This window comes from Aequorivita xiaoshiensis (assembly GCF_022008395.1).
Lineage (GTDB): Bacteria > Bacteroidota > Bacteroidia > Flavobacteriales > Flavobacteriaceae > Aequorivita > Aequorivita xiaoshiensis.
This window is the reverse complement of record NZ_JAIRBB010000008.1, coordinates 1-26144: the sequence shown is the minus strand read 5'-3', so window position 1 is coordinate 26144 and position 26144 is coordinate 1. Positions and strand designations below refer to the sequence as shown.

Below are 26144 nucleotides of genomic sequence, written 5' to 3'. Positions count from 1 at the left end.
AGATCAGAAATTTCTATCCAAATCCAATCGTACCGATCTTATCATGTATTGTTCTTAAAGAACTCAAAAGCGCGAACTACAGAATAGGGATGCTTTGAAATTTTTAAAGGGAAAGCACAATGCCCTCCGTGATGAGGAGTTTCTAGATATAGATATTTATGCTGCTCAGCCAAAGCAATAGGATGATCTTCCTTGCCTAAGATAGGATCGTCCCAAGCGTTTAAAACTAACACTGGTATATTTATGCCATCAGTAGAATATGCAGGAGAAGCTTTTTTATAATAGTCGGCAAGATCTGTATATCCACCGTGTACAGGAACGATAAACCTATCGATAACATCTTCAAAACTTTTAATGTTTTTAGATATTTCTTTTGAAATCAAACTTGGAAATTGAACCGATTTCTGCTGAATTTTTCCTCTTATCTTTCGAATAAAACGGCTTAAATAAATTTTGCTTATTCCTCCCTGAATTTTCTCAGCACTAGATTTTAATTGAAAAGGTGCAGAAATAGCCACGGCAGCTTTTATTTTCTCAGAAACTTGCTTTCTACCGAGATAATTCAATATCTGATCGCCTCCTAATGAAAAGCCAACTAGAAAAACTTCTTCAATATTTTGAGCTAAAACATAATTTATTACAGCTCCTAAATCTTCAATAGACCCATGATGGTATAAGTTGGGAAGTAAATTCATTTCACCTCCGCAACTGCGATTATTCCAAGCAAAGACCGAGTATCCTTGTTCTATAAAAAAGTTGGCGCAGGCGTTATTGTAGTTTTTCTTTGAATCGCCTTCTAACCCGTGACACAATATAATTGCTTTTTTAGAGGTTTGCAATACATAGTCTAAAAGTAGAAAGTCGCCATCTGTCAAGAACAATCGTTTTCGCCGATATTCTGGCGACTCTAATTTTCTGATGATTCCAGAATAAATAGTAGATATATGCCCATTTTGGAAAATGAAGTCCGTTTCATAAGAAGAATTACTTATATAAGGCATAACAACAATCTCTTATTAGTTAATACTTGCTTTCCTTAAAGATAAGCGTTATTTATATTTATATATGGCGTGGGAGTAAAGAATATTGCACCTATCACTATCAGGCTTATCTGTCAACAACTGAGTATATTAAATATTGAGAATAGGTCCTAAAGAAAAACACTTTTAAAGCTTATAGAAACTTAGAGATTTCACCACATTTCTAAGAATTATAAGTTGGCTTATTTAGCATGAAACACTTTATGTAAAGAAAAATAAAAAGTATTAGTTAATTTTGGCGTAATAATTGTTCTATTATAAACAGAATATACTATTTTAGTAACTTTAAAATTAAAAATAAAAAAGATGAAAAATTTATTTACAATAATTGCGTTTGCAGCTACTATGCTTTTTGGTATTCAAAACATATCAGCACAATCTTTATCTGTTGACAAAAACAGACCTGAAGTAATTGCAAAAGCAGAAACTGCTGAATTAACTGAAACTTTAAACCTAAACGGGGAACAAAGTAGAACGATTTTCAGAGCTCTTGTTGCTAAAGAAATAAACTATCAAAAGCATATTGAAGGTAAAGATGCAACAGACGCAAATGTAATCGCAAATAAGAAAAAATTTGACTCTTCATTAGATGATATTATGAAGAAAACCTTAACCGAGGAGCAATACGCTAAATGGAACAAAAACAAATAATTAGTGATTATAATTATAGTTGCAAAGCCCTTTCTCTTTAAGACGAAAGGGTTTTTTTATACCACTTCCGCAACTACAAAAGTACTTCCTCCTATAAAAATCAAATCGTCTTTTAAAGCTGCAGTTTTCGCTGCTTCATAAGCGCTATTCACAGAAAAATAGTCTTCGCCTTTTAGTCCAAAACCTCTTGCTTTTGATAAAAGTAATGAGGCATCTAAACCACGTGGAATATTTGGTTTGCAGAAATAATAAGTAGCATTTACAGGAAATAGTGGAAGCACCGATTCCAAATCTTTATCGTTAACCACTCCCAAAACTATATGAAGATTTTGATAATCTTCGTTTTGCAATTGTTTAAGAACTAGTTTTAAACCTTCCTTGTTGTGACCTGTATCACAAATAACTTTTGGGCTTTTATTCAAAATTTGCCAGCGCCCCATTAGGCCAGTATTTTTGACAGTATTTAAAAGTCCGTTTTGAATATTTTCTTCAGAAATCTCCCAACCTCTGTTTTGTAGAATCTTCAAAGCACTTAAAACAGTTTTAATATTTTTCTGTTGATAAATTCCCTTTAAATCTGAAAAATAGTTAGACGAGTCTATTGCCTCGGCAAATTCTATTGCAGAATTTTTCTCTACAGCAATTCTTCTAAAAACATTTTCAGTTTCTGAAACGGCCTCACCAATTACTACTGGAATATTTTCTTTAATAATTCCTGCCTTTTCAAAAGCGACTTTTTCTAAAGTATCCCCTAAGAACTTTGTATGGTCTAAACCAATATTTGTAATCACAGATACCTCTGGAGAAATAATGTTTGTACTATCTAGCCTACCTCCCATTCCTACTTCAATAATGGCTATATCGACCTCCTCCTCTCTAAAATAGTCAAAAGCCAAACCTACCGTCATTTCAAAGAATGACAGTTGATTGCTTTCGAAATACGGTTTATGCCTTTGTATAAATCCTGAAACATATTCTTCAGGTATCATATTACCGTTAATCTTAATTCGCTCTCTAAAATCCTTTAAGTGAGGCGAAGTATATAATCCCGTTTTATAACCAGCCTCCTGAAATACGGAAGCAATCATATGACTTGTACTGCCTTTTCCATTCGTTCCAGCCACATGTACGCTCTTAAAGCTCTTTTCTGGATTGTTTAAATAATTGGCAAGGGTAATTGTGGCAGACAAATCTGCTTTATAGGCAGACTGCCCTACTCTTTGATACATTGGCAATTGGTTAAAAAGCCATGCTATGGTTTCAGAATAATTGATAAGACAGAGATTTAAAAATGAATAAAAAAATAAGCCTTTAAAAATGCATTTTTATTGCACTAATAAAGGCTTAAAGATAACTATAAATGAAGTTTTTTTAGAATCTAAATAATCTATTCAGACAGACTAAATCTGTAAATGATTTTCCCTACTTGTTTTGCAGGTGCTTTATCGTCTGCATTAAATTTTGTTGCTAGTGCAGCACGCCTAGCAGGCTCTATAAGACAGCGAGAGTTGTTGGTTGTTCCACGTACTCCAGGAGTAGCGTTTATTACTTTTCCACTTCTATCCACCTCTATACTAACTACTACCGTTCCAGCCTCGTTACAGTCTTGTACAAACTTTTCTTTGTTAAGTGCTTTTCTTCCTCCTAACATATAATTTCCATCCCCATCTAGGCCTTTCCCTGTTCCGTAATAAGAGCTTGCATTAGGGTCACCATCTGGGCTCCCTTTATCTCCAGGTTTTCCATCGTTCCCTTCGCCACCTTGTGCAGTGCCATCACTTTTAGGTCCATTTAGGATGCTTGATAGTGCATCAGTAGTTGACTTGTCTGGTTTTGGATCTGGTTTTTTTACCTCTTTTTTAGGTTCTTCTTTTACTGGAGTCTGGGTTTGTTCCTTCTTTGGCTTCTCCTTTTTAATAATTGGAGCGTCTTCCGTGTCTTGCGTAACTACCTCTTCTCGTATTTCAGCTTTAGGCTGAGAAACGGGTTCGGGAGTAGTGTTTTTAGGTGCAGACTGAATTCTATCTACAGGCTGTACTTCCCCACTTCCAGTTTCAGTTGTTCCAAAATTAATTGCAATTCCTTGCTCTAGTGGTGGGTCGAGATACTTCATACCCACATAAAACAATAGAATTAAAATAATCACATGCACGATTACCGTGATAATCATACTTTTACGTTTATGTTCTGTATCTAAAAGTTTCATGCTTCGATTTCGCTTAGTAACCGAGATTAGGGTTTGTAGTAAAAATTATTTTAATAGTAAGCAGATCGCTTACTTCAATAGGACAATGTTCAATTTTAATTAGGTCTTACAGCAAGGACTACCTTAAACTTATTTCTATTTGCAATATCCATTACAAAAACAGCGTCTTCAATAGGCACCCCTTCTTCGGCTCGCAAGATAATTGTTGGTTCATCTTGACCTGCAAGAACTTTTTTTAGTTCATTTTCCATACTATACTCGCTTACACGCTCCTTATCTACATAATAGGCTCCATCTTTTGTAATACTTACGGAAGCTTTTTGCACATTAGAAGTTTTTCCTTTTGCCTTAGGTAAAATTAAATCTAAAGCATCTGGTGTAATAGCAGGCGAAGTAAGCAAGAAAAAAACTAACAACAGAAATACTATATCTGTCATTGAGCTCATGCTAAATTCGGCACTAACTTTATTTCTTCCTCTTAAATTCATTATACAGGTTCGTTTAACATGTCTAGAAAATCTACTGCTGTGGCTTCCATTTGGTGAACCACTTTATCTGTACGCACTACTAAATGGTTGTAACCCATATAGGCAATAATACCTACTATTAATCCTGCTACTGTAGTTGTCATCGCTGTATAAATACCTTCAGCCAAAGCTCCCATTTCTGCTTGACCACTACTTGTTGCAAGTTGGTGGAAAGCTAAAACCATACCAATTACAGTTCCTAAGAAACCAATCATAGGTGCAGCACCAGCAATAGTTGCTAAAACACTTACGTTTTTCTCTAATTTGTAAACTTCTAAACGTCCAGCATTTTCAATTGCCGTGTTTATGTCTTCCAAAGGACTACCAATTCTAGAAATTCCTTTTTCAGTTAGGTGTGAAACTGGTGTATTGTTTTGAGCACATAATACTTTTGCAGCTTGAATATTACCCGAGCTAACATTATCTTTAATCTGATTCATAAAGTTGTTATCCATTTTAGACGCCGCTTTGATTGCAAAAAGACGTTCAAAATAAATGTAAACTGCCACAAAGAGAAGGATAAACAGTACACCTATAATTATTTGCCCTGCAACGCCTCCGTTTAACAACAGATCCATTATTGATAAAGTTTTCTCTTGAGCTTCGACTGGTATGCCTTCAGCGATGGAATCGGTATCTTGTGCTATATCAGCACCCTCTTGAATAAAGAAGTTTAACATAAATAAAGTTTTGTTTTAGTGAATAACGGAAATTGATTATAGAAATTGTTATAAGTTATGAAATATAATTTTTCAAAATAAGAAGAAGTTTAATGCAAAAAAAATACAGCCCAATTGCACCGATTAATTTCAAAACAGAAAACTTCTTCCTATCTCTACTTAGTAAATTATAATAACTCTTTTAAAGCAATTTCGAAAGCTGTTTTACTAATATTCGTCTTTGAGTTATTTTTGTCGAATGTATTCTGAATTGCTTTTTTAATAGTATTTGAAATATCATTAAATATAGCTTCATCAGTCATTTCAACTTTGCCTTCCATAAAATATGCGAATGCACGTGCCATTCCACAGTTACTAATAAAATCTGGAATTAAACTGATACGCTCATCTGTGTATTCCATAATTGAACCAAAGAAAATTTCTTTATCAGCAAAAGGAACGTTTGCTCCACAGCTAATTACCTCAAGACCAGTATCAATCATTTGAGAAATTTGCTCTTTAGTAATTAACCTTGAAGCAGCACAAGGCGCGAAAATTTCGGCCTCGAGATTCCAAATTTTTTCATTTATTTCATCAAAAGAAAGCATATTATCTGCTACCAAGGCGTTTCCACTTTTATTAAGGAAAAGCTGTCTTACCTCTTCTAGAGAATAACCATCCTTATTGATGATTCCACCATCGCGGTCGATAATACCCACAATTTTGGCACCCATTTGCGCAAGGTAATACGCTGCAGCAGAACCTACATTTCCAAAACCTTGAACTATTGCACGTTTTCCTTTTACCTCACCACCATAAATCCCGTAGTAGTGCTTAATAGCTTCAGCAACGCCAAAACCAGTAACCATATCGGCTACTTTATAATCTCTTGATACATCTGGGCAATACTCCAAACTTTCCAATGTTTTGCTTACACCATTTCTCAACTGACCAATTCGGTTAATTTTTTCGGCTTCTGAAGGTGCAAAATGCCCATTAAACACCCCTTCCTGTGGATGCCATAAACCGCTTTGTTCAGTAAATGGTATTACTTCAGTTTTCTGATCTACATTCATATCACCACCAGTACCATAGTATCCTTTCAATAACGGAGAAACAGCTTTAAACCATCTTTCTAAAACTCCTTTTTTACGAGGATCGGCAGGATCAAAATTAATTCCAGATTTGGCACCTCCAATTGCAGGTCCCGAAACTGAAAATTTTACTTCCATAGTTTTAGCAAGAGAAAGTACTTCATTCATATCAAGTCCTTTTCTCATTCTAGTTCCACCACCAGCAGCTCCACCTCGCAATGAGTTGATTACCGTCCAACCTTCGGCTTCTGTTTCAGGGTCTTTCCAATGGAATACAATTTCAGGATCTTTTTCCTCGTACTTCTTAAGCAGTTCTTTCATTATTATATTTAGCATTAAAATTCTCCTTTGCGATTGCTTAGGAGTGTATTGACTATTTATTCATTTATACCATTTCGGCAAAAGCAAATATAAAACTTGTAAGAGTTTATAAGTGGATTTTAAGAAAAATTATGGAAGATAGATTTTTCCAGAAGAATGGTCCTTTGAAGCCCCGGTAACACTAGCTAAACAATTAACTTCGCCACGTAACTTCAAGGCTCCCAAAAGCCCAAATATCAACGCTTCTTTATATTCAACAATTTCCGAAGTGGGAATTATAACATTAACAGTTGAAATCTGCTTTAATCTTTTAATCAAAAATGAATTATAAGCTCCGCCACCCGTAATTAATACTGAAGCATTGACGTTGAATTGAGCCTTGAGTTGAACAGCAATATGTTCGGTAAAAGTTCGTAAAACATCTTCGGTTGAAATGTTAAACGAATCTATTAAAGGGAAGATATTTTCTTTCACCCACTCAAGTCCTAAAGATTTTGGAGGCTTTTCAGAATAAAATGATAACGAATTTAACTGCTGAAGCAAAGTTTGATTTACCTCACCTGCTTCAGCGATTTTTCCTCCTTCGTCATACGCTTTACCAAGCTTTTCTGCATATTTATTTAATACAATATTCGCTGGACAAATATCAAAAGCAATTCTTTTATTACTTTCTTCATAAGAACAGTTAGCAAAACCTCCAAGATTCAAGCAATAGTCATAAGCTGAAAACAACAATCTATCGCCTATAGGAACCAAAGGTGCGCCTTGTCCGCCAAGGTTTACATCCTCCACTCGGAAATCGCAAACCACCGTCAATTCAAGTAATTTTGAAATATGCGGTAAATTTCCAATTTGTAATGTTATCCCTTTATCGGGTTGATGTAAGATCGTATGCCCGTGACTACACACCGCATCAATATCTTGAATATCGTGTTTTTCAATAAACTTTGTAATTTCTTCAGCAAGCTTTTCGGTGTACCTTAGATTTAAAACCTCAAGTTTATCTTTAGAATAGTTTATTGCCTCTTGTAAATCGTTTTTCCAACCTATAGAATACGGTACTGTTTCAGCTGCACAAATATTAAAACTCCAAGAATTGCTTTCAAAATCTCCCTGAGATTGATCTAAAATCTGAAGCGAAGTAGGAATATCTTTATTTATTGAGACATTTAATTCTAATTCCACCAAATCTATCCCATCCAAGGATGTGCCGCTCATTACACCAATAATACGATAAGTTTCTTTTGTCAAAATTTGAAGAATATTTTAAATTTAAATATACCAATGATGATACTAAAAATTTCATATTAAGAGAACCAAATTCTAAATAAAATTCAGATTAGATAAATATCGACAGAATTATGCTCTAACCTATTGAAAAGTAGCGTTTGATGTTTCTTTATAAATTAGGAATTGTCTTTTTGGAATTTACATTTTATAAGTATCTTTGCCCTTTCTAATAAAAACACAATTTTCACTTATAATAAGCCCTATGGATTTCAGTCTATCCGAAGAACATTTAATGATTCGCGACGCAGCTCGTGATTTTGCACGCACCGAACTTTTACCAGGTGTAATAGAACGTGATAACCAACAAAAATTCCCTGCCGAACAAGTTAAAAAAATGGGCGAACTCGGTTTCCTAGGAATGATGGTAGATCCAAAATACGGTGGAGGCGGAATGGATACTGTTTCATACGTTCTTGTTATGGAAGAGTTGAGCAAAATTGATGCTTCTTGCTCTGTAATTGTTTCAGTAAATAACTCATTAGTTTGTTATGGTCTTGAAAAATTTGGAACTGAAGAGCAAAAACAAAAATACCTAACCAAGCTAGCTACTGGCGAAAAGCTTGGCGCTTTCTGTTTAAGCGAACCAGAAGCAGGTAGCGATGCTACATCTCAGCGCACTACAGCAATAGATAAAGGTGACCACTACGTATTAAACGGAACAAAAAACTGGATTACCAATGGTGGGTCTGCAGATTTCTATTTAGTAATCGCTCAAACTGATAAAGAGAAAAAACACAAAGGAATCAATGCTTTCATAGTTGAAAAAGGCTGGGAAGGTTTTGAAGTTGGTCCTAAAGAAGATAAATTAGGAATTAGAGGTAGTGATACTCACTCTTTAATTTTTAACGATGTAAAAGTGCCAAAGGAAAATAGAATTGGCGAAGATGGTTTCGGTTTTAAATTTGCCATGAAAACACTTTCTGGAGGTCGTATTGGTATCGCTTCTCAGGCCTTAGGAATTGCATCTGGTGCTTACGGTTTAGCTCGTGAGTATTCTAAAGTACGTAAAGCTTTTGGTACAGAAATTTGCAACCATCAAGCTATCGCATTTAAATTAGCTGATATGCACACCAGCATTGAAGCTGCTCGCCATTTAGTAATGAAAGCTGCTTGGGATAAAGATCAAGGAAACAACTACGATATGAGCGGCGCAATGGCTAAACTTTACGCTAGTCAAGTTGCAATGGACGTTACTGTTGAGGCAGTTCAAGTTCACGGTGGAAACGGTTACGTAAAAGAATACCACGTAGAGCGTTTAATGCGTGATGCAAAAATTACACAGATATACGAAGGTACTTCAGAAATACAGAAAATTGTTATTTCTAGAGGATTACTACGAGACTAGATTGAAACATCTGGTTTAAGCAAAATACTTTCTTAGATATTATAAAACCCTTGAAAATTCAAGGGTTTTTTTTATGTCTTAATGTTTTATAAATTACAATGTGATAGACAGCTTGGGTAATTACAAAGTAATATCCCAACACTCAAATTATATCGAAAACCAATCAAAGTTTATATTTCACCAGTCGCTTGATTTAAATTTGTGTGAAAAACATAAATAAAAAACAGCATTGAAGTCCTGAAACTATAAAAAGAAATTCCAAACCAATCCAAAGCGCAATACTGCATCGCGATAAGGCTGTCTTGGTGCGGCAAAGTGATCGTTATTCCCGCCAAATAAGGAGGTAAGGTTTTCGTACACGAAATAAATACGGGTTTGCCTAATCTTAGCGTTAAAAAATACATCTACCAATGGATACCCTCCGAGTTTCTGATCGTTCTGCACGTAAAATTCAGCAAGCACAGGATCGTAAGCATTCATATTATACTCGGTGAAATACTTGAACGTAACTCCCGTTTGCATAAACAACGCACGTTTAAACCAATGGTCTTGATAATATAGTGAGTTTCTAGTAATTAATTGAGGCACGTTAAACACATTATCTCCATTAAAAACCTGCTGATACATTATTGTATTTTCCAAAGCAAAAACCCCAAATGTAAATTCTTTTTGCGCTTTTATTTTTAAGTAATCTACACGCTCAGAAGCTTGTATTGGTGACGGAGTACTGTCGTTTTCTCTAATTCCAAAGTAGGTGTAATCGTCAATACCTGTATAGCTCACAGAAGCATTTCCAAACCTCTTGGTGTTTATCTCAAACTTTAGTTCTTGCGTTTTTACATTGTTCAAATTGGTTTTCCAATTGTAATTTTGGTAATCACTTTGATATAATTGAAAATTAAAATTTGGAGCTACAGAGTGAGTTGTTATAGATGCCTTCGCATTGTACTCTTCATTTAAGTCGTATGAAGCAGCGGCCTGCAGGTAATTTGCATCAAAATCTCCAGCCATATTAATTGCTCCTTTTCCTGATAATTTAAACCCGCGATATTCCTTTTCGTATGCTGCTCCAGCTTCTATAATATTTCCTTTAATCCTATTTGTAATTCTATTTTCATCGAGAATTAAAACCGAATTATACCCGTAATTAAAATCGTTATAACCTGCCCAAGCAGTAATTTTTCCCAACAATGAACTGTTATAGTCGGCGTAAGCTTTTACGTTAAAATCTTCTAGCTTTGTTTTTGTGTACAAATCGGCATTTTTATACGACGGACCAAAGGTACTAAAGGGGGTGTCCTGCTTGTACTCAAAAAACTTATCCTCATAGCTTAACACGTTTCCGATTGTTAAAACAGAATAATTTGTACTATCGCGCTGGCTGAGTAGTTCATAATAATGATCTGCGTAAAAACGAAGCCCTTCTAGTTTGTTTTCAGCATCTTCAAAATTTACATCCAATCTACCTCGGTCGCTAAACTCAGGGTCACCATTCATAAATAATCGCAGTGAATTATCTGTTAAACCACCATTTTCTTGATTCATTAAATCCTGTGCTGCAACGTGAGCCCGAATGACATATCGGTTGTTTTTTGTACGGTAATTGGAAGTAAAAAGAAAGTTTCCTGTACTCGTTAATATATTTTGATATTTTCCAAGCGATCGCACTCCTTTATAACCAATAGAAAAGTTAAACTGCGGTGAGGTATTTACCGTGAAAAATGCATCTAATTGCTGCCCTTGATTATAAGCTGTTTTAAAATACAACTCGGTAAACGGTGTAGGCACATTAAAATAGTTTACTTCTTCAATTTCCTTATAGTTAAAATGTCTCGCTTGCGCTGCAAAAAGTGGTTTTAAGTTTAATTTATAAAAGGAATACGCTAGTGAATTATAGGTTTGACCCACGTTGGAAAACTGTAATAATTCAAAATTATCTCTTCGCAAATAATTAAATTTGTATTTCTTATAAATACTAAGTGTGGTATCTACATAAGTAGTATCTCTATCGTGCGAAATGATTTTATAAAAATCTATTGGGGGTTTATCCTTTTTGGGAGTGTTATTTTGCGAATACACAGTTCCCGAAGCGAACAAAATAAGAAGTAGCAATAGGAGTCTTTTCATCTTCGAGATAACTTTTGGGCAAAGGTAATTTATTTTTAATTGAAAGAGAACTGGTAAAAATTTCAAATAACAATATCTAAATTTCAAATAAACTCCAGAAATGAAAAGTCAAAATTTCAATTGAAAAGGGTGTTTGGTAAAATTTTGGAATTTTAATATCATATTAATTAAAGTAGGTATATTAAGTTTAGCATTAATTAATAATGTAATAACTATTATAATCGATTAATGTAAATATAATTGTTCATTTTTTTTCATAGCCAGAAAAAACGAACCATAAAAAGTCTAGGCAGAACAAAACTTTACTAAAAATTTTCGTCGTTACGGCGTAAACTAAGGGTTTACTTAAATTTATACACTATATCTAATAGATTTTAAACTGTTAAAATTAAAATAATTTTAGCGGTTGACGCAAGTTTGCTTAATCCTCCACTCACATCATTTTTTACGTAAAATTTTGCTAAACCATAGAATACCATTCAAAATTTGAAATTTTTAACAAACAACCCACTTAAAATGACATAGAGAAGAATTTTGAAATTTTGGAATTTGGATTTTAAATATTTGGTGTTTTTTAATTAGCCGGATTTATAAAATTTAATGAGATTTGTATTTAGTATGCTTAAACTAAAAATAAACAACAATCTTCTAGAATGCGGCACCGATGAGGCTGGCCGCGGCTGTTTGGCTGGACCTGTAACGGCGGCGGCTGTAATTCTTCCCGACGATTTCCAGCATCCTTTTTTAACAGACAGCAAGCAACTTTCAGAAAAGAAAAGATTAGAACTAAGAGCTATTATTGAAAAAGAAGCTATTTGCTACTCTGTAGTACATATTATGATGGATGAAATTGATAAAATAAACATTCTATATGCTTCTATTTTAGGAATGCATCGAGCGATAGCAGGTCTATCTACACCTCCTGAATTTATTGCGGTTGACGGAAACAAGTTTAAACCTTTTAACGATACGCCATTTGAATGTGTAGTAAAAGGAGATGGAAAATATTTGCATATTGCAGCAGCTTCTATTTTAGCAAAAACCCATCGCGATGAGTTTATGCATGAAATCCACGAAAAATTTCCGCATTATAACTGGAAGAAAAACAAAGGATATCCAACCAAGGAGCACCGGGAAGCTATTCGCGAATTAGGGAGTTCAATTTTTCACAGGAAAAGCTTTAAACTCCTACCCGACCCAACTTTATTAGATTTATAAATTATCTCCTTAATAATAGTGTATCAATTATGGAGGAGAACTGTTGACAACCCGTCAATAAACTATTTAAACAATATGCTAAACGATTGCATTACATTGCTATTTTTGTTTTATGGGAAAAATTAATAGAAATTTATTCGCGGTTTTACTTTTCATCCCAATCCTTTTGGGAGTCTTTGCAAGTTGTGATAACTCACCTTCAAAAACAGGAACACTAATGGATTTTGTTCCAGAAAATGCCGCTGTAGTTTTTAAGATCTCAAATTTCGAAAACTTACAGGCAGATATAGAAAATAGTGCACTGCTTTCTAAGTTCGAAAACACCGAAATCTATTCTTATTTCACTAAAAAGAATAATATATTTAAAAACCTTCACCCAACTTCTCAGAGTCTTTTAAGTATAAATAAAATTAATGATTCTGTTTCTGCTTATACTTTTATCACAAAACACACAGATAAACTATTTCAGTTAGATTCTGTTAAAAACAAATCTGTTGAAACTTTAACGTTAGATAAAAAGTCATTTCAAAGGGTTTCAATTGATGAAAACACAGCTTATTCAACAATTATTGATAGTGTATTAGTTGTTTCGTCGTCCCAACAAATTATTCAGGACATTTTAAATGGGAAGACCGAGCGTGATGCCACCTTTAAAAAAGTGTTTAATTTACCGTCCTCCAACGATTTTACAGCCTTACTGCGCGGCAAAAAAGAGGCAATAAATGACTCAATAAAAATAAATTTCACATCTTGGAGCGCTTTAGACATTAACTTTTCTTCAGAGAGTTTTACAGCAACTGGAATAAGCATGGCTACAGACACTATTCCTCAACTGCTTAATATTTTTGAAGGTCAGATACCACAACAAAATGACGTTGCGCTGTTAATCCCTTCGGATGCAAAAAGTGCTTTAAGCTTTACCTTTAACGACGCAGAAAGTATTCAAGAAAAAATTCGCCATTATAAAGGTGAAACAAAACCTATACAAACCACTGGTATATTCGGGTCGGTAAGTGAGGCTGGGATAATCGAACTTAAACAAGAATCTGCAATTTTCATAAAAAGCATTGACGCCTTATTAACAAGCGATGCATTAGCCCGCTTTGTTACTTCAAAAAGTTCATTTCGTGAAGTTGAAATTAAAAGTTTTAGCGAGCCAAAATTGTTTGCAGAAACCTTTTCACCACTTATCAATTCGGAAAAAGCTAACTATGTATTTCAATTGGATAATTTTTTCGTTTTTACAGAAAGTGAAATTTCTGCGCAACAGATTATCAGTGATTATCAAAACAACAATACATTACAAAACACATCATATTTTGAAAACACTATTGTAGATTTAAGCACCGCTTCTTCATTGTTAGTTTTAAAATTACAAGGAGATTTATCTGAGTCCCTATCTCTGTTTTTTGAAAATGACAATACTTTTAAGAAAATTTCATTTGAAAAGTTTCCACTAGCAGCTATACAATTTAGCTACGATCGCAATTTCGCTCACGTTACTTTAAGCTGCAAAGAAGTAGGTGGCAATGTAAAAAAATCGTCAGAAAAAGTTTCAGAAAAATTCAATGTAAAACTTGAAAACACGATTTTAAATGCTCCGAAACTCGTTAAAACCAAGAATGGAGAAAGTAAAATTGTGGTACAGGATATTACGAATAAACTTTACTTCATTTCTGAAAGCGGGAAAATTCTTTGGTCAAAAAACCTAGATTCTGCAGTACTCGGCGAAGTTGAAGAAGTTTCCATTTCAGGAAACAAACACATTGCGTTTACCACTAAGAGTGCTTTCTACCTATTAGATAGAAATGGAAAAGATTCAAAATCGTTTCCTATAAAGTTTAAAGATGAGGTAACACAACCCCTTTCAGTGTTTGACTACGACAACAATGGAAATTATCGTTTTGTAGTTATTCAGGACAAGGAAGTGCTTATGTACGATAAAAACGCAAAACTTGTTACAGGCTTTGGTTTTAAGAAAGCGAAAAGCTCGATAGTACAATCGCCAATTCACATTAGAATGGGAAGTAAGGATTATATCGTAATTGCCGAAGAAAACGGTAGTTTAAATATTTTAAGTCGCGTTGGGAAATCTAGGGTTTCAGTTTCTAAAAAATTCAATTTTTCAAGTATTCCAATTGCTGAAGAGGACAACACTTTTGTGGTAATTACAAAAGAAAACACTAAAGAAAGAATCACTCCAGACGGTAAAGTGTCATCTTTAAAATTAGATGTTGGTGCTAATTATTGGTTTACAATTTCTGGAAACACAAAGGCTACTCTGGACGATAATTTACTGCGTATAAATGGCAAGCTAGCAGAATTGCCATTGGGAATCTACACACAACCTCAGCTTTATAAGATAAACAGAAATTACTACACTACCATAACCGAAACTCAAGAGAAAAAGGTTTATGTTTTTGATGAAAATGGAAAACTTCAAAATGGGTTTCCTGTTTATGGAACTTCAGAAGCGAGTTTAAGTCAAGGAAAACGAACTACAAACCTAGTGGTTAAAGGGGGTGCAGATTCTGTAATAATGTATTCGATGTAAAAATTAGTGCGTTAGTTCTACAGTTTTTTCTCAGATAATTTTTAAGATGTACGGCTTTACAAGGCTATAATCATATAATTATTGGAATACTTGAGTAGAGAATAAAAGGTCGTTTTGAGCTGAATACCAATATTTATCTACTAAACTCAATACATAACCTCTTAAATTTTCCTTAAATCTATTAAAGGTTTCTTATATTTACAATTCTAAACATTCATAAAAATTATACCTAAAAATGAAAAAAAGTACTTTTAAACCACTACTGGTTTTAATCATTGCTTTATTTAGCTTTGGATTAAGTGCCCAGAACAATTCGTTGTGGACGAAAGCCCGCAACACAGACACAGAGTCTCTGCAGAAAGAATTTCGCAGAACTATGCCTGCAGAATACAGCCTATACAAATTAAATACTCCATCGCTAAGATCTGCATTAGCACAAGCTCCAGCTAGAAATACTGGAAATTCAAATGTAATTATAAAGCTTCCTTCCAATAACGGCGAACTTCAGAGTTTCCGCGTTTATGAAGCTTCAGTTATGTCTCCTGAATTACAAAACAGATACAGAAACATTCGTTCGTACACTGCAAAAGGTATCGACGACCCAACTGCTGTAGCGCGTTTTAGTGTTTCAGACTTAGGATTACACGGTATGATTTCTTCTGGTAATCATTCTACTGTTTACATCGATCCGTTTACACAAAACAAAGATTTTTACATTTCTTACAATCTTAACCAACTTCCTTCTAACCCAGAAAGTTTTGAGTGTTTAGTTGAAGAAGCTGTAGGACCAGAGCCAAATTATAATGAAAGAAATGCCAATGATGGTATGTTAAGAACTTTCAGACTAGCGGTTGCAACAACGGGTGAGTATTCTCAATTTCATTTAAATGACCAAGGAATACCTGCTTCAGCTACAGACGAAGTTAAAAAGGCCGCTGTACTTGCTGCTATTAACGCAACAATGACACGTGTTAATGGCATTTACGAAAGAGATTTATCGCTTACAATGATTTTAGTACCAAACAATACTGACATTATTTATTTAAATGCTTCAAGTGATCCATTTACAAATAACAATGCAGGAACACTTATCAACCAAAGTCAGACTGTGATTGATGCTGAAATTGGTCCTGCAAATTACGATATCGGACATACCTTTAGTACAGGTGCTGGTGGTTTAGCTCAGCTAAGATCTCCATGTACCCCTAACAAAGCTCGTGGTGTAACAGGTACAAGCAGTCCAAAAGGGGATGCTTATGATGTTGACTATGTATCACACGAAATGGGTCACCAATATGGAGCTAACCATACTTTTAATAACTCTTGTAATGGTAACCGTAATAACAGTACAGCTGTAGAACCAGGTAGTGGATCTACAATTATGGCTTATGCTGGTATTTGTAACCCTAACGTACAGAGTAGAAGTGACGATTATTTCCATGCAAGAAGTATCCAAGAAATGTGGATAAATATTTCTGCTGGTGTTGGTCAATGTGGTGTACAAACACCAACAGGAAACCAAGCTCCTCTGGCAGATGCAGGTCCTGGGCGTACAATTCCAAAGTCTACTCCATTTATCTTAATGGGTACGGCTTCAGATCCTGATGGCGATGCACTTACTCATACATGGGAACAAATGAATACTGAAATTGCTCCTATGCCACCAAGAAATACTTCAATTGGCGGACCAGCATTTAGATCGGAAGAGCCTTCAGATTCACCTGATAGATTTATGCCAAGAATTAATTTTGTTCTTGCCGGTGACCTTGGTGGAAACAATCCTCCAACAGCAAACAGGTGGGAAGCAGTTCCTGCTGTAGGTAGAAACATGAACTTTAGATATACTGTAAGAGATAACGCTGCCGGTGGTGGAGCTACAGCAAGTGACAATACTTTTGTTACTGTTGATGGAAATAGTGGACCATTTAAAGTAACTTCTCAGTCAGACCCTAATAACCCAATTACTTGGACTACACAAAGTACTGAAGTTATTACTTGGGATGTTGCAAATAGTGATGCGGCTCCAGTAAACTGCTCTAATGTTGATATTAAATTCTCAACTGATGGAGGTTTTACTTATCCAATTACAATTGCTCTTAATGTTCCTAACACGGGAAGCGCAACTGTTAACGTACCTAACGTAAACACAAACAATGGTAGAGTTATGGTTATGGCTTCTGATAATATTTTCTACTCTATTAACGATACTAAAATTATCGTAGAAGGAACTGTTGGTACTGAAGACTTCTCATTCGAGAACTTCTCAGTATACCCTAACCCATCTAGCGGAGTATTCAACTTAAGCTTTACTCCGGATTCTAGTGATAACATCGAAGTATCGCTTTATGACCTAAGAGGTAGAATTATCAATCAGTTTATCTATGACGATGTTAATACTTCAGGAGTATTTAACAAGCAATTAGACTACAACTATATTGATAGTGGAATGTACTTCCTAGTGGTTAAAAACGGAAACAAAACTGCTACTAAGAAATTGATGAAAAATTAATTCTTAATCAAGCTTTTTAAACCATAAAAAATGGCCGTCTAAATATGGACGGCCATTTTAATTTTATAAATATTCTGTAGTAAAGCAAACGTAAGATTTAGTCGAACTTTATCATTTCAGAAACATGTCTTATTACCTGGGGGGTTTTATTTACGTTAAAAACCAAATCAAATACAAGCCCTTCTTCGCTAACATCTACTAATAGTTTTCCATCTGTTACTGGGTAATATCCCGCTTCTCCTTTACAGAAACAATGTTTTCCATAATATAAATTTACATCAGCTAAAGCCGCATTTTCCTTTTTAAGATTGGTAGCTGTTTGCGGAATTTCGAAGTGGATAGTTTCCGAGTAATTTCCATCTACCGTTCCTTCGGGTCCCTCTTTAAAGTAAGTGTATTCAACCACCATCGCATCTCCTTCAATCATTTCAGGGTATAAAGAACCTGTGCCGTCGTCGAGAATAGTTAACTTTTTATTCTTATATACTTCAATACCACAAGTACCATCGTCAGGACATCCAGAATTCTTATTTATAGTCTCTTCCACTGTATTTGTTTTAGTAATAACCGAATCGGTTTGTGTCGTTTTACAGGCGCCAACCATTAATAAAGGCAGCATGTATATTAGCAATTTCATAATTAAGTAATTTAAGGTTAGTGTTTGATTTATTGATTTTAAACCATCTATACCTGAAATATACAAATACCAAACCAAATATTAAGCACAAAAGTGTTAAGGCGATATATTGCAGCTCCCGAAAAAATAATATGTGGAATTATTATGGGCTTACTTTTCCAGTTCTATTTCCAAGTCTAATAAATCTGGATTTTTAAAGTATTCTACAAACGACTCTTTTAAAATCACTGTTTTTTGGTCTGCGGAAAAAGTTGCTTTAGGATTTGAAGCTTTTTTAATTTTTCTAGGGAAAGTGTAGTTCAACGTATACTTAGAACTGCTTAGAAATGCTTCGGTGTTTTTTAAGCTATCTACTTCTTTTTTATGACTTGCTTCATCTTTAATATAAGCATCGCGCTTAAACACACCATTATTAAAGGTGTAAAGCACGCCAATACTTTCTTCTGAAGATTCTTTTTTCTTTCCTTCCGAAGAATTTGAATTTAAGTTTGGCGCCATATTCCCCATCTGGCCTAAGCCCTCGTGAATATTATTTGCCTCGCTTATATCTTTAAAATTTGTTGCGATATTATAAACCATTTCATAGGCATCAGAATCTATTTTAATTCCGATATTATAGTTTTCTAAGGCTTTTAATTTCTTTTGTTCAGAGGCTGAAAGCGTAGCAATACTATCTTTTTTCTCCTCCAAAAATTGTTTTATATACACTATGGTATCAAGTTTCATAGGTACCGAATCGCCCATTGCTCCTGCACCAAAAGCCATCATCTCATTTAGATTAACTTCAACGCTTAAATTTCCAGAACCATCTTCGTTCATAACAAGGGTTTCTGAAAATTGACAACTCACAAATGAGATAGCTAACAGACCTAGAATAATTAATTTTTTCATAAGTGTTTATTTGTTAGGATTGTTTAATATAATTAGGGCAGCTATCACACCTGGAATCCATCCCAAAAGGGTTAGTATCAGAACTATTAAAACAGATCCACATCCTTTGTCTATCACAGATAGTGGTGGGAAAATAATTGCAAGTAAGACTCTCCAAAAACTCATAAAACAAATCTACGTTTTTTTTAATAATGAAGTTTAATTTAATTCGAATTCGTTTGCCTAGAAATTTATAAATATCTCTCCCAATCCATTTCATTATATAAGAAACAATCACAACAACCAAACCCTTCAAAATATCACGTTTCATTTGACAATTCTCTTCTCTTATTTCACATTTCATTTCCCTATCTTTGCAAATTCATTTTTTACATAAAATATATGCAACTTTCTGAACTAGAAATCATCCGTAGAGACAAATTAAAGCAGCTGCGAGAAATGGGAATCAACCCTTACCCTGCAGAATTATACCCAGTTACCGAAACCTCTAAAAAGATAAAGGAAAACTTTGAAGAAGGTAAGAAGGTAGTTGTTGCTGGAAGACTTATGTCTAGGCGAATTCAAGGAAAAGCATCCTTCGCAGAGCTTCAAGATGCTGAAGGTCGTATTCAAGTGTATTTTAACAGAGATGAAATTTGTACAGGCGAAGACAAAACACTTTACAATGACGTTTATAAAAAATTATTAGATATAGGCGACTTTATCGGAATTGAAGGCGAGCTTTTTAAAACTCAAGTTGGTGAAAAAACCATAATGGTTAAAGATTTCACTCTTTTAAGCAAGGCTTTAAAACCACTACCTCAACCTCGTATTGATGCCGATGGAAAAGTACACGATGCTTTTACCGATCCAGAGCAACGTTACCGCCAGCGTTACGCCGATTTAGTTGTAAACCCACACGTGAAAGAAATTTTTATAAAACGCACTAAGCTCTTTAATGCTATGCGTGATTTCTTTAATGAGCGTGGCTATTTTGAAGTTGAAACTCCAATTTTACAACCTATTCCAGGTGGTGCTGCTGCGAGACCTTTCGTAACGCATCACAATTCGCTTGACATACCTTTGTATATGCGAATTGCAAACGAATTATACCTAAAAAGATTGATTGTAGGTGGTTTTGATGGAGTGTATGAATTCTCAAAAAACTTCAGAAATGAAGGCATGGACAGAACGCATAATCCAGAGTTTACTGCAATGGAAATTTACGTTTCCTACAAGGACTACAACTGGATGATGGATTTCTGTGAGCAATTGTTGGAGCACTGTGCTATGGAAGTTAATGGCACTACTGAAGCTACTTTCGGAGAACATAAAATCGATTTTAAAGCACCTTACCCAAGAGTTACAATGGCAGATGCTATTAAAAAATTCACAGGGTTTGACATAACTGGAAAAACTGAAGATGAAATTCGTCAAGCTGCCATAGACCTAGATGTACCAATAGATAGCACTATGGGGAAAGGTAAATTAATCGATGAGATTTTTGGCGAAAAGTGTGAAGGCAACTTTATACAGCCAACTTTCATTACAGATTACCCTAAGGAAATGAGCCCGTTGTGTAAAGAACACCGCGATAACCCAGACCTAACCGAACGTTTTGAATTAATGGTTTGTGGGAAAGAAATTGCAAATGCTTATAGCGAGCTTAACGACCCTATTGACCAACGCGAACGTTTTGAAGCTCAATTAAAACTTGCCGATAGAGGTGACGATGAAGCAACAGCATTTATAGACTTCGACTTCTTAAGAGCTCTAGAATACGGAATGCCTCCTACAAGCGGAATGGGAATTGGCATGGACCGATTAATTATGTTTTTAACAAATAACGCTTCCATTCAAGAAGTTCTTTTCTTCCCGCAAATGCGTCCAGAGAAAAAGAATGTTGAAATGAGCGAAGATGAAAAAGCTGTTTTCAATCTTTTAAAAGCTAATTCTCCAATTGATTTAGAAGAATTGAAAGCACAAAGTGGTTTGAGCAATAAGAAATGGGATAAAGCCATTAAAGGTCTTACAAAAAGTAAGATTGCAAAAGTTGAAAAAACAGACGCAGGTTTGACTGTTTCTTTACTATAAACCAAAATTTGAAATTGTATAAAAGGGAGGCTCCATATTGGATGCATCCCTTTTTTTCATTTCAGTAATAAAAACTACAAGTCTATACTTTTTTAGTAGTAATTTAAAATGAAAGAACAACCTAAAGCTACTCTCTCACAAAATATCATCCGCTATATTTTTTACTTTAGCGGTTTAGTATGCTTTGGTCTTGGCGCTGCTTTTTCAATCAAAGTTCAGTACTTAGGTTTACACCCTTGGGATGTCTTAAACGTAGCCCTTTACGATCAACTTGGACTAACTATTGGAACTTGGAGTATTATTGTAGGTTTAGCTTTAATTGGAGTTTCACTAGTAGTTAGCAAAAAATACGTAAACATCGGTACATTTTTAAATGCCTTGTTAATTGGCCCCATAATGGATTTCTTTTTATGGCTAGATATTTTACCTAACGCAAGTAACACTTGGACCGATTATTTAATTCTGTTTGTTGGGATTGTGCTTATAGGAATAGGAGGCGGTTTATACGTTTCTGGGGGAGTAGGCGCAGGACCGCGCGACGGCTTTATGTTATCAATATCTGAGCGCTTGCGATGGTCTATTAGTAAAGCTAGAATTTTGGTAGAAAGTATAGTACTAGTTATAGGGTATTTTTTAGGAGGACCTGTTTTTTGGGTGACTTTTATTTACACCTTCCTATTAAGCCCTATTTTTCAATTTTCTCTTAAGTTTTTCAGTCGTTTGCGATTAAAGCTAGATAAAAAAATAAAGGTTCACTCTTCTTAAGCAAACCTTTATTAGTAATTGATTTCTTTATATAAGGAATATTATTTCTTTCTGAAATAAATAGTAATCGGAACTCCATTAAAGTCGAAGTTTTCTCGAAGTTTATTTTCTATAAAGCGCTTGTAAGGATCTTTTACATACTGCGGTAGATTACAGAAGAAAACAAAACTAGGATATGGAGTAGGCAATTGCATACAGAACTTAATTTTTACATATTTTGCTTTATATGCTGGTGGTGGATAATTCTGAATTATCGGCAGCATCACCTCGTTTAGCTCGCTAGTTTTAATTTTTTTACTTCGGTTATTGTAAACCTCAACAGCTGTTTCAATAGCCTTGTAAATTCGTTGTTTTGTAAGTACTGAAATAAACACAATCGGCACATCTACAAAAGGTTCTATTTGCTGACGGATATACTTTTCGTAATCTTTAACGCTACTTGTGTCTTTATCTTCAACTAAATCCCATTTGTTAGCAAGAATCACAATTCCTTTATTATTTCGCTGTGCTAACCAAAAGATGTTTTCAACTTGTCCGTCAAATCCTCTTGTGGCATCAAAAACAAGAATAATAACATCGCAATGCTCGATTGCACGAACACTTCGCATTACAGAATAAAACTCTAAGTCTTCTTTTACCTTACTCTTCTTACGAATTCCCGCAGTATCAACTAGGTTAAATTCAAATCCAAAACGGTTGTATTTGGTATCAATACTATCGCGAGTAGTACCTGCAATATCTGTTACAATATACCTATCTTCCCCAATAAGAGCATTAATAAACGACGACTTCCCAGCATTCGGGCGACCCACAACAGCAAACCGTGGTAATTCACTATCATCACGCTCCTCTGTGTCTGGCAGCGCTTTTACAAGATCATCTAAAAGGTCTCCCGTACCACTTCCATTTATACTAGATAGATTGTATTGATGTTCAAACCCTAAGGAATAGAATTCTAGTGCGGCATTTACCCTAGACGCCCCATCTACTTTATTTATAGCTAGAAAAATAGGTTTTTTAGATCGTCTCAGTAGTTTTGCAACTTCTTGATCCATACCTGTAACGCCACTTTCAACATCTACCATAAAGATAATTGCATCGGCTTCATCTATTGCTAATTCTACTTGTTTATCAATTTCAGCTTCAAAAATATCGTCGCTCCCTTTTACATAACCTCCAGTGTCTATTAGCGAAAACTCTTTTCCATTCCAATCGCTCTTTCCATAATGACGGTCGCGAGTAACACCGCTCACAGCATCAACTATAGCCTCTCTACGCTGAATTAATCTGTTAAAAAAAGTGGATTTCCCAACATTTGGTCTCCCCACTATGGCAACAATGCTCATAATCTTAAATTTAGGGTGCAAAAATAGGTTTTAGTTCGCACAAAAAATACTATTTTAACCGCTTATAAAAAAATAGTTACTATTTGATATTTTAAAATCATGAAAAACTGTAACACTTAAGATGAGGGTTAAAAGGGTTTTACAACTTATTTTCGCCTCAAGAATCAGATAACTTTCAGGTTTAAAATTAGGTTTATAGAATACTGAATCTCCCATATATTTATTAAACGCACAAGAGTGAATTATGCTTCCGAATGAAATAGTTTTAAGACCGCGGTTTAAAATCGAGTTAGAACAACCGCACTCAATAATACTTGGCAAATTTTCTGAAGCAAAAAATGCACAAGAGCGGTTTCATATATCTTGTATAGACGATCATATTTTCATAAAACTCCCAAAAAACGAGCAGCATTTTTGGTCTCCACAACTTCATTTAGAAATTTCTGAATTTGAAAATACTAGCACCCTTCACGGTTTCTTTGGACCAAATCCAACGGTATGGACTATGTTCATGTTTTTTCACGTAGTAGTAGCCATATTGTTTATGGTAGATTTAATCTGGCTTTACTCCAACCATAATTTAGGAAACCCTATAACGCTTCAAATCGGAATAGCGGTAGCATTGGTAATTATTTGGTTCTTGCTCTATTTAGCTGGAAGTATAGGAAAGAAAAAAGGAAAGCCGGGAATGCGAAAACTGTATGACTTTATGTATGAAGTTTTAAATTCTAAATAAGAGACCAATATTCCTTTCCTAGTAAATAGAAACATTTTTTTAGTTTCACTTTTTAGACTTTTTCTTCGCTGGATTTTGCTGAAAACATTTTTCTAGCATTTCATAAAGTTCAGGATGTTTTCTTTTAAAAAGTGCTGGTCGCTCAAAAAAATATTCTGAAGCTACAGCTAAGAATTCTACTTCACTAGTTCCGCCATATGCACGGATATCAGATTTATTATTGTTTATGGCTTCCATTTCCTCGTGCATTAATTTCAACCAAGGAGTAATATATTGTTGTTGCAATAGTCGCTCAGGCACCCCATCTGCTTCCCCATCCATTTTATCGATAAGGTGAACAAATTCGTGAACTGATGTATTTCCTTTATCAGTTTCATTCTCAAAACCGTGATACAGTGCTTTTTTAGAAAGAATCATTTGTTTTTCAAATCTTCCCGAACCAACAAGGCCTGCGATAATACGCTTTTCACCATTAGTTTCAAACACAAGTTCGTTGTTGAAGTTATCTGGGTAAAGAATAATCCCGCTTAAATTGTTGTAATGCCATTCTTTAAAACCAAAAACAGGAATTACAGAACTTGCGGCAATTAGCACTTTATCCAATTCCTCTAAATCTGTATTAATGGCTTCAATGTAAACTTCGCTTAAAAAAAGCATCATTCGCTCGCGAAACCTTTGTTGTTCAGATTCAGAAAGATTTCTGTAAAATAGTACATTCTCCTTCAAAAGCGGTTTCCATTCCTCAGGAAAAGGCTTAACTGGACGTTTTTTGTTTTGTGTAAAAGCATAAACCGCAAACGCCACTAATGCAATAAAGAGAATTACATAAATCATTGCTTGTTATTATATCCAAAACGGCGTAATTGTCGCTCGTCGCTACGCCAATTTTTATTCACTTTCACATATAATTCAAGGTGAATTTGTTTTCCGAAGAATTTCTCCAGATCCTTTCTTGCTTCTATTCCCACACGTTTTAAGGCCGAACCTTTATGACCAATAATAATTCCTTTTTGAGTTTCCCGTTCAACCATAATCACACTTCGAATTCGGATTATGTTGTCATCTTCAAAAAACTCTTCTGTATCAATTTCTACTGAATATGGAATTTCCTTTTTATAGTGAATCAATATTTTCTCGCGAATCGCTTCGTTTACGAAAAAGCGTTCAGGCTTATCTGTTAGTTGATCTTTTGGATAGAAAGCTGGCGATTCGGGTAATAATTCGATGATTCGATTAAATACTTCAGGAACTCCAAAATTCTGAAGGGCTGAAATAGCAAAAATTTCGGCATTTGGCACTTTTTCTTGCCATAGTTGAAGGGCTTCCGTAAGCAGCTCTTCATTACCTTGGTCGATTTTGTTTATAAGAAGTAATACGGGAATCTTGGCGTTTTTAATCTTATTAAAGAAAGCTTCATCTTTAAGCTCCTTTTCCCCTAATTCTACCAAATACAGTAATACGTCGGCATCTTCAAAAGCAGATTTAACGAAGTCCATCATACTTTCCTGCAACTGATAAGCAGGTTTTATAATCCCTGGGGTATCGCTCAATAGCACTTGAAAATTATCCCCGTTTACAATTCCTAAAATACGGTGACGGGTGGTTTGCGCTTTAGAAGTAATAATTGAAAGTCGCTCGCCTACAAAAGCGTTCATTAATGTACTTTTGCCCACGTTAGGGTTTCCTATTATATTTACGAATCCGGCTTTATGTTTTGTCATCTTTGTAGTATTAGTCTTACAAATTTAAGGCTTAATTATTGAATGGATGGATTCCAATTCATTTTTAAAAATTCATCATCGAAATCCGTACTTTTGTATTATGTTATTTCCAAAGAAAAAAATAGAACTAGAAGAAGGTGATTACTACCTTACTCCTGAAGGATATAAATGTTTTACCGAACAATATCATTTAAAACGCGGGTATTGTTGCCAGAGTGGATGTCGCCATTGCCCGTATGGGTTTGACAAAAAAACAGGGAGAAGCGACTAGAGACTAGAGACTAGAGACTAGAGACTAGAGACTAGAGACTAGAGACTAGAGACTAGAGACTAGAGACTTGTACGTCTCTGATATAGGTTGACCACTTAACGAGTGAAAACCTATGAAAGCAAATGTACGGAGTATTCGCAAGCAGCGTAAATACTCAATTGAA

At 34.9% G+C, this 26144-nt stretch carries 23 protein-coding genes; 9 read left to right on the top strand and 14 right to left on the bottom strand.

All coding sequences use genetic code 11. The features are described 5' to 3' along the window. Positions 1-41: 41 nt before the first annotated feature. Complete coding sequence (locus K8344_RS09840) at positions 42-1001, bottom strand: YheT family hydrolase (RefSeq protein ID WP_237608525.1); 960 nt, start codon at positions 999-1001, stop codon at positions 42-44. Positions 1002-1346: 345 nt separating this feature from the next. On the opposite strand from K8344_RS09840, the gene K8344_RS09835 reads away from it, so the two are divergent. Further along, positions 1347-1691: a hypothetical protein gene (locus K8344_RS09835; RefSeq protein WP_139855943.1), complete on the top strand. Its 345-nt coding sequence runs from the start codon at positions 1347-1349 to the stop codon at positions 1689-1691. A 56-nt stretch (positions 1692-1747) separates the two neighbouring features. Here the strand turns inward: K8344_RS09835 and K8344_RS09830 are convergent, their stop codons facing one another. The 6 genes from K8344_RS09830 to K8344_RS09805 all read right to left on the bottom strand — a co-directional run bounded on the left by K8344_RS09830 (position 1748) and on the right by K8344_RS09805 (position 7749). Further along, complete coding sequence (locus tag K8344_RS09830) at positions 1748-2965, bottom strand: bifunctional folylpolyglutamate synthase/dihydrofolate synthase (protein WP_237608607.1); 1218 nt, start codon at positions 2963-2965, stop codon at positions 1748-1750. A gap of 113 nt (positions 2966-3078) precedes the next feature. Further along, positions 3079-3897, bottom strand: a complete 819-nt coding sequence (locus K8344_RS09825; protein ID WP_165149299.1) for an energy transducer TonB — start codon at positions 3895-3897, stop codon at positions 3079-3081. 95 nt (positions 3898-3992) lie between these two features. Further along, positions 3993-4385: an ExbD/TolR family protein gene (locus tag K8344_RS09820; protein ID WP_237608524.1), complete on the bottom strand. Its 393-nt coding sequence runs from the start codon at positions 4383-4385 to the stop codon at positions 3993-3995. Next, entirely contained in the window at positions 4385-5104 is a 720-nt protein-coding gene (locus K8344_RS09815; protein WP_139855939.1) for a MotA/TolQ/ExbB proton channel family protein, read from the bottom strand. Before K8344_RS09815 ends, K8344_RS09820 begins: the two co-directional genes overlap by 1 nt. Positions 5105-5271: 167 nt before the next feature. After that, the gene (locus K8344_RS09810; RefSeq protein WP_237608523.1) at positions 5272-6498 is read right to left on the bottom strand and encodes a Glu/Leu/Phe/Val dehydrogenase dimerization domain-containing protein; all 1227 of its coding nucleotides are present in this window, start codon (positions 6496-6498) and stop codon (positions 5272-5274) included. A gap of 129 nt (positions 6499-6627) precedes the next feature. Beyond that, on the bottom strand, positions 6628-7749 hold the full coding sequence (locus tag K8344_RS09805; RefSeq protein ID WP_237608522.1) for an anhydro-N-acetylmuramic acid kinase: 1122 nt from the start codon (positions 7747-7749) through the stop codon (positions 6628-6630). Between the two features lie 241 nt (positions 7750-7990). On the opposite strand from K8344_RS09805, the gene K8344_RS09800 reads away from it, so the two are divergent. Continuing rightward, the gene (locus tag K8344_RS09800) at positions 7991-9133 is read left to right on the top strand and encodes an acyl-CoA dehydrogenase (protein ID WP_237608521.1); all 1143 of its coding nucleotides are present in this window, start codon (positions 7991-7993) and stop codon (positions 9131-9133) included. Positions 9134-9376: 243 nt separating this feature from the next. Here K8344_RS09800 and K8344_RS09795 read toward each other — a convergent pair whose 3' ends face one another. Further along, entirely contained in the window at positions 9377-11260 is a 1884-nt protein-coding gene (locus K8344_RS09795) for a putative porin (RefSeq protein ID WP_237608520.1), read from the bottom strand. Between the two features lie 618 nt (positions 11261-11878). Here K8344_RS09795 and K8344_RS09790 point away from each other — a divergent pair. The 3 genes from K8344_RS09790 to K8344_RS09780 all read left to right on the top strand — a co-directional run bounded on the left by K8344_RS09790 (position 11879) and on the right by K8344_RS09780 (position 17541). Then, positions 11879-12478 carry a ribonuclease HII gene (locus K8344_RS09790; RefSeq protein WP_237608606.1) on the top strand — a complete coding sequence of 200 codons (600 nt, stop codon included), beginning with the start codon at positions 11879-11881 and terminating at the stop codon, positions 12476-12478. Between the two features lie 112 nt (positions 12479-12590). Continuing rightward, entirely contained in the window at positions 12591-15032 is a 2442-nt protein-coding gene (locus K8344_RS09785; protein ID WP_237608519.1) for a hypothetical protein, read from the top strand. Positions 15033-15267: 235 nt separating this feature from the next. Beyond that, the gene (locus K8344_RS09780) at positions 15268-17541 is read left to right on the top strand and encodes a zinc-dependent metalloprotease (protein ID WP_237608518.1); all 2274 of its coding nucleotides are present in this window, start codon (positions 15268-15270) and stop codon (positions 17539-17541) included. Positions 17542-17638: 97 nt separating this feature from the next. On the opposite strand, the gene K8344_RS09775 is transcribed toward K8344_RS09780, so the two are convergent. The 3 genes from K8344_RS09775 to K8344_RS09765 form a co-directional block, all read right to left on the bottom strand. Further along, the gene (locus K8344_RS09775; protein WP_237608517.1) at positions 17639-18178 is read right to left on the bottom strand and encodes a hypothetical protein; all 540 of its coding nucleotides are present in this window, start codon (positions 18176-18178) and stop codon (positions 17639-17641) included. A 150-nt stretch (positions 18179-18328) separates the two neighbouring features. Next, a complete protein-coding gene (locus K8344_RS09770; protein WP_237608516.1) occupies positions 18329-19069 on the bottom strand; it encodes a hypothetical protein in 741 nt (246 codons plus the stop codon). Between the two features lie 6 nt (positions 19070-19075). Then, a complete protein-coding gene (locus K8344_RS09765; RefSeq protein WP_139855930.1) occupies positions 19076-19234 on the bottom strand; it encodes a YqaE/Pmp3 family membrane protein in 159 nt (52 codons plus the stop codon). A gap of 216 nt (positions 19235-19450) precedes the next feature. On the opposite strand from K8344_RS09765, the gene lysS reads away from it, so the two are divergent. Then, entirely contained in the window at positions 19451-21142 is a 1692-nt protein-coding gene (lysS, locus tag K8344_RS09760) for a lysine--tRNA ligase (protein WP_237608515.1), read from the top strand. A 108-nt stretch (positions 21143-21250) separates the two neighbouring features. Further along, entirely contained in the window at positions 21251-21907 is a 657-nt protein-coding gene (locus K8344_RS09755) for a YczE/YyaS/YitT family protein (RefSeq protein WP_237608514.1), read from the top strand. Positions 21908-21948: 41 nt separating this feature from the next. Here the strand turns inward: K8344_RS09755 and der are convergent, their stop codons facing one another. Then, the gene (der, locus tag K8344_RS09750; protein WP_237608605.1) at positions 21949-23256 is read right to left on the bottom strand and encodes a ribosome biogenesis GTPase Der; all 1308 of its coding nucleotides are present in this window, start codon (positions 23254-23256) and stop codon (positions 21949-21951) included. Positions 23257-23497: 241 nt separating this feature from the next. On the opposite strand from der, the gene K8344_RS09745 reads away from it, so the two are divergent. Further along, on the top strand, positions 23498-23989 hold the full coding sequence (locus tag K8344_RS09745) for a GTP-binding protein (protein ID WP_237608513.1): 492 nt from the start codon (positions 23498-23500) through the stop codon (positions 23987-23989). Positions 23990-24034: 45 nt separating this feature from the next. Here the strand turns inward: K8344_RS09745 and K8344_RS09740 are convergent, their stop codons facing one another. Continuing rightward, positions 24035-24823 carry a M90 family metallopeptidase gene (locus K8344_RS09740; RefSeq protein ID WP_237608512.1) on the bottom strand — a complete coding sequence of 263 codons (789 nt, stop codon included), beginning with the start codon at positions 24821-24823 and terminating at the stop codon, positions 24035-24037. After that, positions 24820-25710 carry a GTPase Era gene (era, locus tag K8344_RS09735; RefSeq protein ID WP_237608511.1) on the bottom strand — a complete coding sequence of 297 codons (891 nt, stop codon included), beginning with the start codon at positions 25708-25710 and terminating at the stop codon, positions 24820-24822. The genes K8344_RS09740 and era overlap by 4 nt, the downstream gene beginning before the upstream one ends. 100 nt (positions 25711-25810) lie before the next feature. On the opposite strand from era, the gene K8344_RS09730 reads away from it, so the two are divergent. After that, the gene (locus K8344_RS09730; protein WP_237608604.1) at positions 25811-25981 is read left to right on the top strand and encodes a C1orf53 family protein; all 171 of its coding nucleotides are present in this window, start codon (positions 25811-25813) and stop codon (positions 25979-25981) included. The last annotated feature ends 163 nt before the right edge of the window (positions 25982-26144 follow it).

What these genes read in the sequence shown, in the direction of transcription:
- K8344_RS09840 (WP_237608525.1), bottom strand. Translation starts at nt 1,001, where the DNA reads ATGCCTTATATAAGTAATTCTTCTTATGAAACGGACTTCATTTTCCAA.
- K8344_RS09835 (WP_139855943.1), top strand. Translation starts at nt 1,347, where the DNA reads ATGAAAAATTTATTTACAATAATTGCGTTTGCAGCTACTATGCTTTTT.
- K8344_RS09825 (WP_165149299.1), bottom strand. Translation starts at nt 3,897, where the DNA reads ATGAAACTTTTAGATACAGAACATAAACGTAAAAGTATGATTATCACG.
- K8344_RS09820 (WP_237608524.1), bottom strand. Translation starts at nt 4,385, where the DNA reads ATGAATTTAAGAGGAAGAAATAAAGTTAGTGCCGAATTTAGCATGAGC.
- K8344_RS09815 (WP_139855939.1), bottom strand. Translation starts at nt 5,104, where the DNA reads ATGTTAAACTTCTTTATTCAAGAGGGTGCTGATATAGCACAAGATACC.
- K8344_RS09810 (WP_237608523.1), bottom strand. Translation starts at nt 6,498, where the DNA reads ATGAAAGAACTGCTTAAGAAGTACGAGGAAAAAGATCCTGAAATTGTA.
- K8344_RS09800 (WP_237608521.1), top strand. Translation starts at nt 7,991, where the DNA reads ATGGATTTCAGTCTATCCGAAGAACATTTAATGATTCGCGACGCAGCT.
- K8344_RS09795 (WP_237608520.1), bottom strand. Translation starts at nt 11,260, where the DNA reads ATGAAAAGACTCCTATTGCTACTTCTTATTTTGTTCGCTTCGGGAACT.
- K8344_RS09790 (WP_237608606.1), top strand. Translation starts at nt 11,879, where the DNA reads ATGCTTAAACTAAAAATAAACAACAATCTTCTAGAATGCGGCACCGAT.
- K8344_RS09785 (WP_237608519.1), top strand. Translation starts at nt 12,591, where the DNA reads ATGGGAAAAATTAATAGAAATTTATTCGCGGTTTTACTTTTCATCCCA.
- K8344_RS09780 (WP_237608518.1), top strand. Translation starts at nt 15,268, where the DNA reads ATGAAAAAAAGTACTTTTAAACCACTACTGGTTTTAATCATTGCTTTA.
- K8344_RS09775 (WP_237608517.1), bottom strand. Translation starts at nt 18,178, where the DNA reads ATGAAATTGCTAATATACATGCTGCCTTTATTAATGGTTGGCGCCTGT.
- K8344_RS09770 (WP_237608516.1), bottom strand. Translation starts at nt 19,069, where the DNA reads ATGAAAAAATTAATTATTCTAGGTCTGTTAGCTATCTCATTTGTGAGT.
- K8344_RS09765 (WP_139855930.1), bottom strand. Translation starts at nt 19,234, where the DNA reads ATGAGTTTTTGGAGAGTCTTACTTGCAATTATTTTCCCACCACTATCT.
- lysS (WP_237608515.1), top strand. Translation starts at nt 19,451, where the DNA reads ATGCAACTTTCTGAACTAGAAATCATCCGTAGAGACAAATTAAAGCAG.
- K8344_RS09755 (WP_237608514.1), top strand. Translation starts at nt 21,251, where the DNA reads ATGAAAGAACAACCTAAAGCTACTCTCTCACAAAATATCATCCGCTAT.
- K8344_RS09745 (WP_237608513.1), top strand. Translation starts at nt 23,498, where the DNA reads ATGCTTCCGAATGAAATAGTTTTAAGACCGCGGTTTAAAATCGAGTTA.
- K8344_RS09740 (WP_237608512.1), bottom strand. Translation starts at nt 24,823, where the DNA reads ATGATTTATGTAATTCTCTTTATTGCATTAGTGGCGTTTGCGGTTTAT.
- era (WP_237608511.1), bottom strand. Translation starts at nt 25,710, where the DNA reads ATGACAAAACATAAAGCCGGATTCGTAAATATAATAGGAAACCCTAAC.
- K8344_RS09730 (WP_237608604.1), top strand. Translation starts at nt 25,811, where the DNA reads ATGTTATTTCCAAAGAAAAAAATAGAACTAGAAGAAGGTGATTACTAC.